This is a genomic window from Bacteroidota bacterium (assembly GCA_018266835.1).
GTDB lineage: Bacteria > Bacteroidota > Ignavibacteria > Tepidaquicellales > Tepidaquicellaceae > JAFDZO01.
Genome location: JAFDZP010000003.1, coordinates 122,075 through 135,924 on the forward strand (window position 1 = coordinate 122,075; position 13,850 = coordinate 135,924).

The window sequence follows — 13,850 nt, forward strand, 5'->3', positions numbered from 1 at the left end:
AGGTGAATATATTAAAAGTAACAGAGGTCTATGGATGAAAAAAGTCAAAAGGAAGGTGTAAAAATGACTGCCGGAGCGCGATGCTCCGGCAGTTTAAAGAATATTATTTTACTAAAATCATTTTCTTTGTTTCTGTATATCCGTCTGCTGTAAGTGAATAGAAATATGCTCCGCTTGATAAGCCATACTTTCCTGCATCAAAATTAACTTCATAGTTTCCGCCGTCTCTTCTGTCATTTACTAAGTCAGCAACTTGCTTTCCTGCAAGATTATAAACTTTTAGTGACACAAATGAATTCTTCGGCAAACTGAAATTTATTTTTGTTGAAGGATTGAAAGGATTCGGATAATTTTGTTTTAATTCAATCGATGAAGGAATTTGTGAACTTGCATAATTATTATATCCGATATCTGTAAGTGTCAAAGTCGGCTTTACAACATAAAGTCCTGTCTGAATATCTGAACCGATAATTTTTTTAGACGGGAACATAAATATTTCCCAGCATCCGTTAAATGCAGATGCGTTATTTGATGGATATGTATCATACCATGCAATTTCATTCGGAACAGCCGGATTTGAAAGATCAACAAGTCTGATTCCTGCAGTATAATTTGCGATTACTCCATAGTTTCCATATACAGTCATATTATGTACGTCAGCTGTTGTAATATTTGTAGGATTCCATGTGCCGATCTGTGTATAACTTGTCGGATCTGATATATCCCAAATGTTCATTTTTCCTGTGATAGTTCCTGTTATTTCATCGCAGACATACATATACTTATTATTGTACTTATGGAAATCGATAGTATGAGTAGAAACTCCGCCCGGAGCATATTCTTTAAAAGCTCTGATTAATTTTATCGAATCTTTATTTGCAATGTTATAAATCGTGCAATATCCTGTATAAATGTTGCATGTCCATAAGGTATCGTTTCTTGCTTTACAGTCATGAACATATCCGTTTGTATTTCCGCCTGTTGCAACACCTGCTTTTCCGCGGATAACGGGATTTTCAGGATCAATGCAGTCCATAATTGCTACACCGCCATTTACTACAAACGATGAATTACAACCGTTAAGAAATTTGTATCTTCCGTCACCGTAATCTGTAATTGAGTGTGTTGATGAATGGCTTGGGAAGTTAGTTGTCTTCACAAAATGAACTGAGTCAGGTAAATATTGTAAATCGAAAATTTGAATTTTACTTTGCGAGCCTTCTGAAACAACATAAGCATAATGGCTGTATGTTTTCATTTCTCTCCATTGTGAGGTAACGCCTGTAAAAAATTTGATTTCGTGAATGTTTGCAGAATCTGTTATGTCAACGAACGAAGTTCCTGTATTGCAGCCGAGGATAGCATACTCTCTGCCGTTAGGTGCAGTGTAGCCCCAAAGAGCGGAGTAATTAGTACCGTGCTGATTGAGATTTTTTAACAATACCATGTTCTGGTTCGGAAGCTGCGCTTTTGCGCTTACGGCCAGCATGAGAATTGCTATAACAATGTATAAACGATTTTTCATTTTAGAGTTTATAGATGATTAGTTTTGTTATTTTAAAATTGGTGAAAAATTGGATAAATATAACAATTATATTTATAATATGGTAATGAATTATGATGAGCAAAAGTTTCCAGGTAAAAATAAAGTGTATTCCTTAGAGATGAAAATAAAAATGCCAAATAAACAATAAGAAGAAAAAATAGATTATTTAGAATTGTTTATTTAGCTTTAATTATATTTCCGCTGGATTAAGCAGTAAAAGCAATGGCTATTAAGTTAATTTTTAAACATTAAAATAATAAAGTATTTTGCTTCCAATTTACGCCGCCGTTAGTTGTCCTAAAAATTACTGCAGAAAAGTCTATATTTCCGGCTGCAAGACCCAAATTTGCATCAGAAAAATAAATATCGTTAATTATGGTATTATTTGATGTAGAGTTTAAATTAACTGCATTAAAATTTGCTCCTCCATCAGTACTTCGCATAAACAAGTCCTGGCCTCCTATATATCCGGATGAGTTGTTTATAAAAAACACTGAAAGAATTGTCTTTGTAGTGGGTGCAGGTAAGACATTCCACAGAGCACCTCCATTTACAGTTTTAAAAAAATTTCCTTTATCTCCGGCAACATACCCTGTATTTTCATTTATAAAGGATATATCATTAAATTGTATATCCGGTATATCGGCATTATATGATGAGCCAAACCAATTTATACCTGAGTTAGTTGTGTACATTAGTAAACCATATTGTTGTCCCGCCCCATCATTTATTCCGCATATTGCAGCTTTGCTTGAAGAAAGAACAGAAGAAGCGGTAATATAACTTTGTGTATTTAAAGGATCGACATACCAGCCGGCACCACCTTGTAATATTCTCTTAAAGGCACCTTGGCCGCACAAAAATCCGGAAAATGAATCAAACATTCCTATAGTAAAGGAATGGCTATTTAAGCATTGATAAATTTTTATCCATTCTGAGCCACCATTTGTAGTAACAGCAACTTCTCCGTCTACACTGCAACAATACCCTGTATTATCACTAATAAATTTAATATCCGTTAAGTACGAAGTACAAGATGAAGTAACTTTTTGCCAGCTATTACCCCCATCTAAAGTTTTCAACACATAACTTCCATTTTGGTTGGTTCCGCCTACAGCATATCCCGTAAGGGCGTTTCTAAAACATAATTTTGTTATAAAGTTAAACGGCTGAGAGGTTTGCACTTGGGCAGTTAAGCTCAATTCAGTAATAAAGAAAATTAAGATAACATAAGTTAATAATAAAAATGGGGTTTTCATAACTTGGAATTTTTTTATTTTGTAATAAAGTAAAATACTAGTTTTATTACGTTAATTCAAATAAATATTGCAAGTTATTTAAAATTTTATAGAAGATTAATTAGCATTAATAAGAAATGCGAGGAATTTTGAAGCTCCCTTTAGAAAAGAGAGCTTCAGAAGTGTTATTTAGATAATACCATCTTTATCGTCTTCACAAAATTCCTTGACTCATTTTGAATAGCAAGTTTGCAGAAATATATCCCGCTAGTTAATGTTTTTGCATCAAAGTTAACGGTGTAATAATCTGCAGTTTTATATCCTTCAAGTAACGTCATCACTTCTTTTCCAGTTACGTCATAAATTTTTAATGATACCATTCCATCTAAAGGAATTTCAAATGAAATTTTTGTTGAAGGATTAAATGGATTAGGATAATTCTGCATAAGCGCAAATGAACTTGGCTTACCGACTATCACTTCACTGCTAAGATTATAATATTTATAGTTTCCATTAAAATCAATCTGCTTCAATCTGTAACTATATTTTCCTGAAGAAAGATTTCTATCATCAAAACTATAACTTTGCTGTTGATTTGTAGTCGCAATACCGTTTACAAATCCTATATCATTCCAAACGCCGCCTGAATTTTTTCTTTCAATGGTAAATCCGGAGTTATTCTGTTCTAAAATTGTTCCCCATGATAATTTTACATTTCTTCCGGTTACAGAAGAATTAAAAAATGAAAGTTCAACCGGTAAAACCTGATCTGTACTGTTTAATATTGTACCGTTGGCGCCTGAAACAAATAAGCTTGTACCCAACTGCCCGATATAAACACTTCGCAGATTTGCAGTGGTACCGCTTGTCTGTGCGCTCCAGTTAACCCCGCCATTATTTGTGACCATTATGGTTCCTGTATTACCAACAGCAATTCCCTGATTTACACTTCCGAATCTTACAGAATTAAGTGCCTGTGTAGAGCCGGGAGTAGTAGTTGTATCCCAAACAGAACCGCCATTTGTAGTCCTTATAGTTTTTCCGCTGGCGCCGACCGCCCATCCTGTATTATCGTCAAGAAAATAAATACTGTTTAAATTAGCTGTAATTTTTGTAGTAAGTAAAGTCCAGTTAGTACCTGCATTAGTTGTTTTTCTTACTATTCCACCTGTACTGCAAAGATATCCGGTATTGGCACTCGGGAAAGAAAGTGAAGTGATATTTGTTGCCGCTCCGGTTGTAAGCGCAGTCCAGTTTGCTCCGCCGTTTGTAGTAATTCTCACACCGCCAGCTGTAGTGCCATAGTATCCTGTATTTGCATCAAGAAATTTGAGAGATAGAATATTGGTTGCAACTCCCGGAGTCAATGCTGTCCAGTTAACTCCGCCATTAGTGGTTTTAATGAGGTTACCTGTATTTCCTGCAATATAGCCGGTAGATGCATCAATAAACTCCACAGCATTAGAAGTTATAGCTCCCGAAAAAGATTGATATACCTGCCATGTATTTCCTCCGTCAGTAGTTTTTTGAAAAGATGAAGAGTTTCCTGCAACGTAACCTGTACTAGCATCAACAAATGTAATAGCATTTAACTGCTGATTATTACCCACTGTTGTCCAGTTCAACCCTTCATCAGTCGTTTTAAATAAAGCTCCCTGAGAGCCGCTCATTATTGCATTATTAGCATCAAGAAATGCTATATCGTATTGTGTCTGACCTGAAATATTAGGAATTGTTGTGCATTGAGTGAAATTTGTTCCTCCGTTAGTAGTTCTGTAAACACTACCGCCGCTTCCTGCAATAAAACCTGTGTTAGCATTCTGAAAATACACACATTGAAATGTGTTTGTACTTCCGGTAGTTAATGCAGAACCCCAGCTTGTACCTCCGTTAGTAGTTTTGTATGCAAGGCCACCGCCACCAACTACATATCCCGTATTTGCATCAACGAAATAAATATCGTATAAAATATTTGAAGCGGTTACTTGAACGTAATTCCAGCTGGCGCCTGCATCAGTTGAAGTCCATACACCGCCGTCTGAACCTGTCTGTGATCCGCACATAATTGCTTTAGTGGATGATAGAACTGAATTGCTGTATTGAAAGCCAGATAAAGAACTTTCTGTCCAGTTCGTTCCGCCATTTGTTGTTCTTACAGTGTAAGAGAAGCCGCCCGCAAAACCTGTGTTAGCATTTAAGAAACCCATTGTATATAAATAATTGCTTGAGCCGTTTGCGTAGACCGTTGTCCAGTTTACACCTGCATTGGTCGACCTGCTGATTTCACCATTGAAGCTGCATGTGAAACCTGTATTTGCGTTTAGAAAATTTACATCATACGTAGCATTGGTACAGGTTGTAACATATTTAGTCCATGTCAGCCCGGCGTTAGTGGTTTTCAAAACAGAACCGGTACCTCCGGTATTATCACCTGATGTAGCATAACCTGTAGTTGAACCGGTAAACCACATACGCTGCATAAAAGTGTTCGATATGCCCACTTGTTTTGTAGTCCAGGTCTGGGCATTTAAAGAATTAAATCCAATTAAGAGGATAACAAGAAATACAGAATTTTTCAGATTCATTGGAATGTAGAATTTTCAATTAAATGTTACTTTTTCAATTATACAAAAATATTTTGAACAGAGTTTATTTTCAAGAATAAATTTCCCGACATTACCCCCATATTTGATTTGTTAGTAGGCTTTATTATTAATAAATTCAATATTTAATTTGATATTTTATACCTCTGAGATGCTTTCCAAACAAACTACAGAAATTTTAAGATTTTTATCAGCAAAGGACATCAAAAAATTAGGAAATTTTGTAAAGTCTCCTTACTTCAATACAAATCCTGCAATCGAAAAACTTTATGAACTTATCAGAATACATCATCCTGATTTTAAAGAAGAAGCCTTTGAATTAAAAAGTGTTTTTCAGAAAATATATCCCGGAAAAGAATTCAAAGAGCAGACTATAAGAAATTTGTACACAGAACTGAATATGCTTTTAAAAAAATTTATTGGTATGGAAGAACTGGAATCTTCGGGATGTGAATTCGACAGTTACATTGTGGCCGGACTTACTAAAAGAGGACACTACAGTATATCTGAAAATTTTATAAAAAAAAGTTATGATAAAAATTATGAGCAGTCATTATTCGATATGGAAATGTTCTTTTACTTTTTCAGACTCGGAAGCGCTTCTATTAATAATAAAGGCTACCTGCAGAAAAATCTCTCAAAGGCAAGACTCGATACAGTACACTCTGTGCTTGAAAAACTTACAATGTTTTTTCTCGCCGAAACTCTCAATATAAGTATAGAAGTTTTTGATATAAATATTTATAACCCAGCAGAAAAGAAAGATACAGTAGCAGATGAGTTTTTGAAAAATCAGGATATGAGAAAATTTATTTTATACCTTGAATCAACGAATAACAGGTATGCTTCTTTCATAAAAATAAGATACCTCCTGTACTACTATCAGATTCAGGATTTTAATGAAAATAATTATTATGAACTTAAATCTGAAATTTTTAAAACAATAAAGTCCGTAAAGAAATTTGACCAGTTAAGTTTTGTTACAATTTTAGTTCATCTTGTAACTAAAAAAATACTGCCCGTTAACAGAAAATTCTCAAGGGAAATATTTGAGTTTGCAGAACTCTTTCAAAGCCTGAATATATTTACTGAGAATTCATTGCTGAAAATCAGTCTCGGATTATTCCGTAATTTTTTTACTGTCGCAATTATTTTAAGAAAATACGAATGGACTGAAAACTTTATAAATGAATATGCCCCTTACCTGAGTGAAGAGCTTCGTGAAAACGAAATAAATTATTCAATGGGAATATTAAGTTTTAAACAGGGTGAATATGAGAAATCTCTTGATTACTTTAACAAGTTTAAAATGAAAGATATCGGTGAAAAAATTAATGCACGATTTTATATGATGATGAACTATATTGAAATGAAAGCATACGAAAGCGCGCTCTCCGTTCTTCTGACAATAAAACAGTTTTATCTTGATAAGGAAATTCCTGAAGTTTACTCGGTACTTATGGAGGACGCAATTAAATTTTTTAATGAGATTATAAGAGCAGAAGAAGAAGGAAGGAAAATTGATGGGCAGATTTACAATGAAGCACATTCAGATAAAAGATACTACCACAAGCAGTACATTCTGGATAAAATTGAAATGCTAAAGTAATATTTGTCAGATTCATAACCGCAGCAGTGTTTGAATTCTGCCGCGGCTAAAAAATAAATAAAGAAAAATAAATTTTATTTAGATAGAATCATTTTTATCGTCTTAACAAAATCTTTTGAATCACTCTGAGCAGATATCTTACAGAAATAAATTCCGCTTGATAGTAATTTTGCATCAAAGTTTACTGTGTAATAATCAGCTGTTTTAAATTCATTAATCAATGAAGTAACTTCTTTTCCTGATATATCATAAATCTTTAATGATACATATCCGTCAACCGGAATCTCAAATGAGATCTTTGTTGAAGGATTAAACGGATTAGGATAATTCTGCGAGAGCTCAAACGAATTTGGCTTGCCAATTATGACTTCTCCGCTTAAATCGTAATATTTATAATTTCCGTTGAAATCAATCTGCTTTAATCTGTAATTATAATTCCCGGTTGATAAATTCTTATCTTCAAATGAATAGTTGCTTTGGATGCTTGTCGTTCCGTTACCTGCTACAAATCCAACTTTATTCCATTGCTGATTTTCAGATTTTACAGCCCGCTCAATATCAAAGCCTGAATTATTTGTCTCAGTAACTGTCTGCCAGTTCAATATTACATTACGTTTATTCTGAACTGATGAAGTAAAAGATGATAACTCTACAGGCAGCACCTGGTCATTACTATAAAGAATAGTACCGGTTCCGCCTACAGTTACAACGTTACCGTTTGGCTGAATAAAAGAATTTCTTAATGGCACAGTAGTATTACTTGTCTGCGCAGTCCAGTTTGTTCCGCCGTTAGTTGTGACAAGTATTGTACCTGCAGTACCTACTGCAATACCATTTGAAGTATTTCCAAATCTTACTGCAGCAAGTGCATTCGTCGTTCCGGATGTTTGAGTTACCCAGTTTGTTCCGCTATTAGTTGTTTTAATAATTGTTCCTGATGCTCCGACTGCATATCCCGTATTATCGTCTAAAAAATAAACTGCGTTCATAGTTACAGCTACGCCCGTTGTTAATGCGGTCCAGTTAGTTCCTGCATTTGTAGTCTTTCTTATATTTCCGGCAGTACTAGTTATGTAACCTGTATTTGCGCTGGAGAAAGATACACCTGTAATATTTGTTGCAAGGCCTGTAGTTAAAGCATTCCATGTAACTCCCGCATCGGTGGATTTTCTCATCACTCCTGTCGGCGCAGTAAAATAACCTGTATTAGCATCAGTAAAATCCAAAGCTGCAATCGCAGAAGCAACACCTGTTGTTTGCGTACTCCAGGTTGAACCACCGTCAGTTGTTTTTATAAGGTTACCGCTTAATCCCGCTGCATATCCTGTTGTAGCTGTTGGAAATTTCATACAGTTAAAGTTTGTGGAGACAGGAATATTCGTTTGTATCGTCCATGTCAGTCCGCCGTCAGTTGATTTTTCCATTGCTCCCCCTACACCTGCGGCGAAACCTGTAGTACTATTAATAAAACTGACTGCATTTAACTGAGCAGTAAAATTATTCTTATTTATAATCCACGTATTTCCTCCGTCGCTGGTCTGATAAAAAGCTCCATTGCTTCCTGATATTATTCCGTTATTCGCATCAAAGAAATACATATCATAATTACTCTGAGTAACTAATGGTTTGGCAGTTATAGGGGTGAAGCTGGTACCTCCATTTGTTGTTTTGTAGATGCTTGCATTGCTTCCCCCGACAAATCCTGTATTTGCATCAATGAAATATACAACTGAAAGTGGTACAGTTGCACCCGTAGTCAATGGTGACCAGGAGCCGCCTCCGTTAGTTGTTTTATAACAAACTCCGGTATTTCCGCATGTAAATCCTGTATTGGCATCTAAAAAGAAAATATCATATAACGTATTGCCTGTAGATAGATTCGTTGAAACCCAGCTTGCTCCTGCATTAGTTGATGTGTAAACAAAACCATCAGTTGCATTTGTACCGCACATTATAGCTTTCGTTGTGGAGAGTACTGCCGATGAATAGACTATATCAGTTACTCCTCCGGTTGTCCAGCTTGCGCCTGCATTTGTTGTTCTGACAGTATTATTCTGCCCTGCGGCAAAACCTGTATTGGCATCAAAAAAGTTTATTGCATACAGAGAAAATGCGCTTGCGTTATTATAAACGTTAGTCCAGTTAGTACCTCCATTAGTGCTTTTCGCTATTTCTCCATTGAAACTTGCAACATAACCTGTGGTAGTATTCAAAAATTTTACATCATAAAGTGCATTTGAGCATGAAGTAGTGATCTTTGTCCATGTGTTTCCTGCATTTGTAGTTTTAAGTACGTAAACAATCCCGCCTGTATTTTCAGCATAAGTTGCAAAACCGGTGGTGGAATTAATAAATGACATCCGCTCAACAAAGGAAGTAAACGTTCCTTCCTGTACTTTCGTCCAGGTTTGGGAAAAAAGATTGGTGAAACTTAGTAAAAATAAAATAAGACATAGCTTAATTTTCATGGGATAAAAAGTAAGATTAGAAAAAAAATTGTTAGCTATAATAGAATTATTACAATATTAAATATTTAATGTGGTATAATTCATAAACCATACCAAAGAATTTATTATTTATTCCCTGCCAGGGGATTAAATTAATAAATAAGAGAAATGATTAATTTCCGATAAAAATTATTTCGCTTTATTATTAAAGGGGTAAAGATTGAAGTGAGATTTATAAATATAATATTTTATACTATATTTTAAAATCTAATTACTGCCGGTTTTATACAAGAAAATTACTTTATTCTTTTAATTACAACTAAAGTCTTATCATCAGAGTATGTTGCCTTTGCAGAAAACTTCTGCACATACTCTAAAATATTTTCGCAGATTTCCTTTGCGCTTTCATCTTTATATTTTCTCAGAAGGTCCTTTAAAGTTTCCTCTCCCAAAAAATTAAAATTTTCATCTGTTGCTTCAACTATGCCGTCTGTAAACATCACAAGAAAATCATCTTTATCAAGATTTATACTATCCGATAAATATTTTTGATTTGAAGAAATTCCAAGCACTGAGCCTGTTGCATCCAATGCTTCAATTGTATCTTTTGAATGATTATAAAAAAGCGGACTGTTGTGCCCCGCATTCACAAACATGCAAAGTCCTTTTTTATCTTCGTAAAGCTCGCAATAAAATAATGTAACAAATCTTTCAAACGGAAAAGTTTCATAAACTAAATTGTTTACCTTACCTATCATTGTTGTCATTTTAATACTGTATTCTACTCCCATCTTAACAGCGCCGGAAACATAAAGCGCTTGCGCAGCTGCCGAAAATCCTTTTGAGGCAGCATCCCCTATAACAACTCCTAATCTGTCTGAACCTTCCTGCGAAAGATAGTCGAAGAAGTCACCGCCGACGACTTTATCAGGTAAAGATATTCCGAAGATTTCATAATTTCCGAATTTCTGTTCGTGTTCAGGCAGGATATTCTTCTGTATCTCCCGTGCCTTTTCCATCTCCTCTCTGTCTTCTTTGACTTTGAATTCTATTTGCCTTGAGCGCAGAAGATAGCTTAGTGTGGTGCTTATTATATTGAGTGTATTGGTAAGATTATCATGAAGATTCTTTGCATTGAAAGCAATAAGATACTGGTAAAGATGATAAGTCTCATCCTGTTTTCTTATTTTATAACGTTCCCCTACTCCTGTTGCAGAGAACGTGAGAATTCCTTTTTGAACAAGATATGTATCCGATTCTTTTGCCATTACAGAGCGGTGCGCCCCTACCTCTTTGAACTTTGGATAATTAGCAACTAATATTTCATAATTTTTTTCAATCGGGTCCATATCACCGACCTGCTCTATTAAAATATATCCCGTCTTCGTTTCGTTGAGTCTCCACAATCTTCCTCCGATAATTTCCGTGGTCTCTGTTTTAATTATCTGTTCAAGCACGTATAGCAGCAGCTCTTCGTTCTTCTCGTAATTCGGCGCTTCCTTTATAATATTATCTAATGTCTTGTAGAGTTTTCTTTGTTCCATGATTGTTTTTACTTATTACAAAATTGTTTTACAGTATTTTTAGTCTGTTTCTGTTTAGATAAATTGCTCCCATTTCACCGCCGACAACAAAAATTACCGCAACATAATAAATCCAGAATATAAAAATAACCAGCGCTGCATAAGTTCCGTAAACTCTTCCGAAGTTTGCGAACTTCAGAATATACAACGAAAATAAATGCTTTAAAATCTCAAACAGTATTGCAGAAATATATGATGAAAATAGCACGACTTTCTTCGGAATATTCTGGTATGGCACAAACCTGTAAATTATGTAAAACAGTATGTATGAAATTGCATAAGCAATTAAAACTGATACCGTACTCTGCAGAAAGCTTAAACTGACTTCAAATCCGAAAACTCCTTTTGATACAATTTCTACTAAGGTTACAGTATATGTTGCAACCAGACTCAATATAAATAACAGAATTGTTGAGAGAGCCAGAATTATGTCTCTTATCTTCAGAATGAAATAATTTTTTTCAATCTTAAGATTATAAATTCTGCTGAGCACATCTCTGAAGGCACTGAATAACCCGCTAACAGTCCAAAGCATACCGACTAACCCTATTATACCTGTTATCCATGTATTATTTGAAAGCTCACGTATTCTATCTAGCAGCTCCCCCGTAATTCTGTTACGCATTTCTACAGGAATCGGAATAAGATGGTTTAAATTATCATTAAGCTTTTCTATTGAGACTGACCTGTCTAAATATAATCCAAGAATTGTAAAAAGAATTAAAAGAAAAGGAACTATGCATAACAGGAAATTAAATGCCACGCCGGATGACATAATCCATATATGGTCCAGCTCAAATCTATTGATTAATTTTATTACATAATAGCGGACCGTAACATATATACGTTTTATCCTGAGATATTTTCTGAAATCCTGTATTCTATCGAGAATGAAATTCAATTATCTTTTATAATTTACCGGTTACTTTTTCTACTGCAGGTAAAAAATTGTTATCAAGAATAATACTTTTCATATTTTCAATTTCGAGATTCAAAATGCCGTCGTTAGAAATATGTTTTGATTTTTTTCTTATTAACTGATATGCTGCATTTACTCCCGCGCCGCTTTTCATAGGGAGATGGAAATCAAGTCCCTGCGCTGCGCATAAAAATTCAATAGCTATTACATTTTTAACATTCTCAGTTACATTAAAAAATTTTCTTGCGCCGATAGAACCCATTGAATTATGGTCTTCCTGATTTGCGCTTGTGGGGATAGAATCAACTGATGCAGGATGAGATAAAACTTTGTTTTCACTTACAAGCGCGGCTGATGTGTATTGCGCAATCATAAGTCCTGAATGTAAGCCGCCTTTATCTGTTAAAAATCTTGGAAGACCGCTTAAGCTGCCGTCAACAATTCTAGCAGTTCTTCTTTCACAAATACTTCCCAGTTCGGATATTGCAATCGCAAGAAAATCTGCAATAAATGCAACAGGCTCGCCATGAAAATTTCCTCCGCTGATGTATTCCCCTGTCTCGGGAAAAATCAAAGGATTATCTGTAACTGAATTTATTTCAGTCTCTAAAATTCCTTTACAGTAATTAACAGTATCTCTCACTGCGCCATGTACCTGCGGCATACATCTAAGCGAATATGCATCCTGAATTTTTACTTTATGGTCATGCGATTTCATTATCTCGCTGTTCTTCAGTAATGCTCTTAAATTAGATGCGCATTTTGTTTGCCCGGCATGCGGACGCATTTCATGAATTTTTTTATCGAAGGCATTTTCAATTCCTCTCATTGCATCAAGTGACATCGCGCCTGATATATCTGCAAGCTTGCAAAGATTTATTGCATCGTAAATTGATTTACATACATAGGCTGTCATCATCTGCGTGCCATTAATAAGAGCAAGACCTTCCTTAGCAGAAAGCTGAACAGGTTTAAGTCCGCATTTTTTTAATGCAGCGGAGGAAGAAATTACTCTTCCGTTAAGTTTACACTTTCCTTCACCTATTAATGCAAGAGCAAGCTGTGAAAGCGGAGACAAATCTCCCGAGCTTCCGACTGAACCTTGCGAAGGTATCAATGGAATTAAACCTGAATTAAAAAATTTTATGAGCGATTCCAGAAGTTCTAACCGCACACCTGAAAATCCTTTAGCCAGAGAATTAATCCTGAATAAAATCATCAGCCTTACAACGTCATCAGGAATTAAATTCCCGACTCCCGCCGAATGAGATTTTACAAGATTATGCTGAAGGATGTTTATATCTTTAACAGAAATTTTTACGTTTTTGAACTCGCCGAATCCTGTTGTGATTCCATAGATAACTTCATCTTTTGCAATCCATTCCTCAACTAATTTTCGCGAAGCGTTTACTTTTTTTGCCGAAGCCGGGTGCAGCTTCAGTTTCAAGCCCTGTCTAATAATAGAAATTGAATTCTCTACTGTGAGATTACTGCCGTCAATTATATACTCGTTTTTTGCCATTATTTATATAAAGTATTCAATATAAAGAGATAAGCCCGTATTTTAAATGTAGAAAAAATTAAAAATCCTTATTACTACTAATGGGGAGGATTTAGTGGAAGGTTAAAAGAAAAGTTTGTAAATTAATTACAGCTTTTGTTCTTTCTCAATATAGATTCAGAATATAGAATTTTGAAAAGACAGATTTTATTTTGCAGAAAAACCCGACTTTTTCCCGACTTATTTCAATATAAAAAATATCGGTACCGAAGGTTCGACTTGGCGAATTGTTTTTACAACAACGGATTTTCAAAACCCGACTTTTTTCCTACTTTTGTTAAATAAACCTGCCAAGTTCGCAGATCCTGTCAGGTTGGAAAAATTGTTTTAAGAAGACCTGACAG

8 protein-coding genes are annotated in these 13,850 nt (G+C 35.0%); 1 reads left to right on the forward strand and 7 read right to left on the reverse strand.

Annotation, left to right across the window (positions count from 1 at the left end):
- Positions 1 to 103: 103 nt before the first annotated feature.
- From JST55_10005 to JST55_10015, 3 genes are all read right to left on the reverse strand, one after another.
- Complete coding sequence (locus JST55_10005; GenBank protein MBS1493836.1) at positions 104 to 1,525, reverse strand: choice-of-anchor B family protein; 1,422 nt, start codon at positions 1,523 to 1,525, stop codon at positions 104 to 106.
- 269 nt (positions 1,526 to 1,794) lie between these two features.
- Complete coding sequence (locus JST55_10010; protein MBS1493837.1) at positions 1,795 to 2,805, reverse strand: hypothetical protein; 1,011 nt, start codon at positions 2,803 to 2,805, stop codon at positions 1,795 to 1,797.
- 164 nt (positions 2,806 to 2,969) lie between these two features.
- Entirely contained in the window at positions 2,970 to 5,369 is a 2,400-nt protein-coding gene (locus JST55_10015; GenBank protein MBS1493838.1) for a T9SS type A sorting domain-containing protein, read from the reverse strand.
- 169 nt (positions 5,370 to 5,538) lie between these two features.
- On the opposite strand from JST55_10015, the gene JST55_10020 reads away from it, so the two are divergent.
- The gene (locus JST55_10020; GenBank protein MBS1493839.1) at positions 5,539 to 6,996 is read left to right on the forward strand and encodes a hypothetical protein; all 1,458 of its coding nucleotides are present in this window, start codon (positions 5,539 to 5,541) and stop codon (positions 6,994 to 6,996) included.
- A gap of 74 nt (positions 6,997 to 7,070) precedes the next feature.
- On the opposite strand, the gene JST55_10025 is transcribed toward JST55_10020, so the two are convergent.
- The 4 genes from JST55_10025 to hutH form a co-directional block, all read right to left on the reverse strand.
- Positions 7,071 to 9,464 carry a T9SS type A sorting domain-containing protein gene (locus tag JST55_10025; GenBank protein ID MBS1493840.1) on the reverse strand — a complete coding sequence of 798 codons (2,394 nt, stop codon included), beginning with the start codon at positions 9,462 to 9,464 and terminating at the stop codon, positions 7,071 to 7,073.
- A 275-nt stretch (positions 9,465 to 9,739) separates the two neighbouring features.
- Positions 9,740 to 10,987, reverse strand: a complete 1,248-nt coding sequence (locus JST55_10030) for a PP2C family protein-serine/threonine phosphatase (GenBank protein MBS1493841.1) — start codon at positions 10,985 to 10,987, stop codon at positions 9,740 to 9,742.
- A 28-nt stretch (positions 10,988 to 11,015) separates the two neighbouring features.
- Positions 11,016 to 11,927 carry a YihY/virulence factor BrkB family protein gene (locus JST55_10035; GenBank protein MBS1493842.1) on the reverse strand — a complete coding sequence of 304 codons (912 nt, stop codon included), beginning with the start codon at positions 11,925 to 11,927 and terminating at the stop codon, positions 11,016 to 11,018.
- 7 nt (positions 11,928 to 11,934) lie between these two features.
- Complete coding sequence (gene hutH, locus JST55_10040; protein MBS1493843.1) at positions 11,935 to 13,467, reverse strand: histidine ammonia-lyase; 1,533 nt, start codon at positions 13,465 to 13,467, stop codon at positions 11,935 to 11,937.
- Between the last annotated feature and the right edge of the window lie 383 nt (positions 13,468 to 13,850).

Bases quoted from the DNA above. Each gene is read 5' to 3' on its own strand.
- JST55_10015 (MBS1493838.1), bottom strand. From the start codon at position 5,369: ATGAATCTGAAAAATTCTGTATTTCTTGTTATCCTCTTAATTGGATTT.
- hutH (MBS1493843.1), bottom strand. From the start codon at position 13,467: ATGGCAAAAAACGAGTATATAATTGACGGCAGTAATCTCACAGTAGAG.
- JST55_10020 (MBS1493839.1), top strand. From the start codon at position 5,539: ATGCTTTCCAAACAAACTACAGAAATTTTAAGATTTTTATCAGCAAAG.
- JST55_10010 (MBS1493837.1), bottom strand. From the start codon at position 2,805: ATGAAAACCCCATTTTTATTATTAACTTATGTTATCTTAATTTTCTTT.
- JST55_10030 (MBS1493841.1), bottom strand. From the start codon at position 10,987: ATGGAACAAAGAAAACTCTACAAGACATTAGATAATATTATAAAGGAA.
- JST55_10025 (MBS1493840.1), bottom strand. From the start codon at position 9,464: ATGAAAATTAAGCTATGTCTTATTTTATTTTTACTAAGTTTCACCAAT.
- JST55_10005 (MBS1493836.1), bottom strand. From the start codon at position 1,525: ATGAAAAATCGTTTATACATTGTTATAGCAATTCTCATGCTGGCCGTA.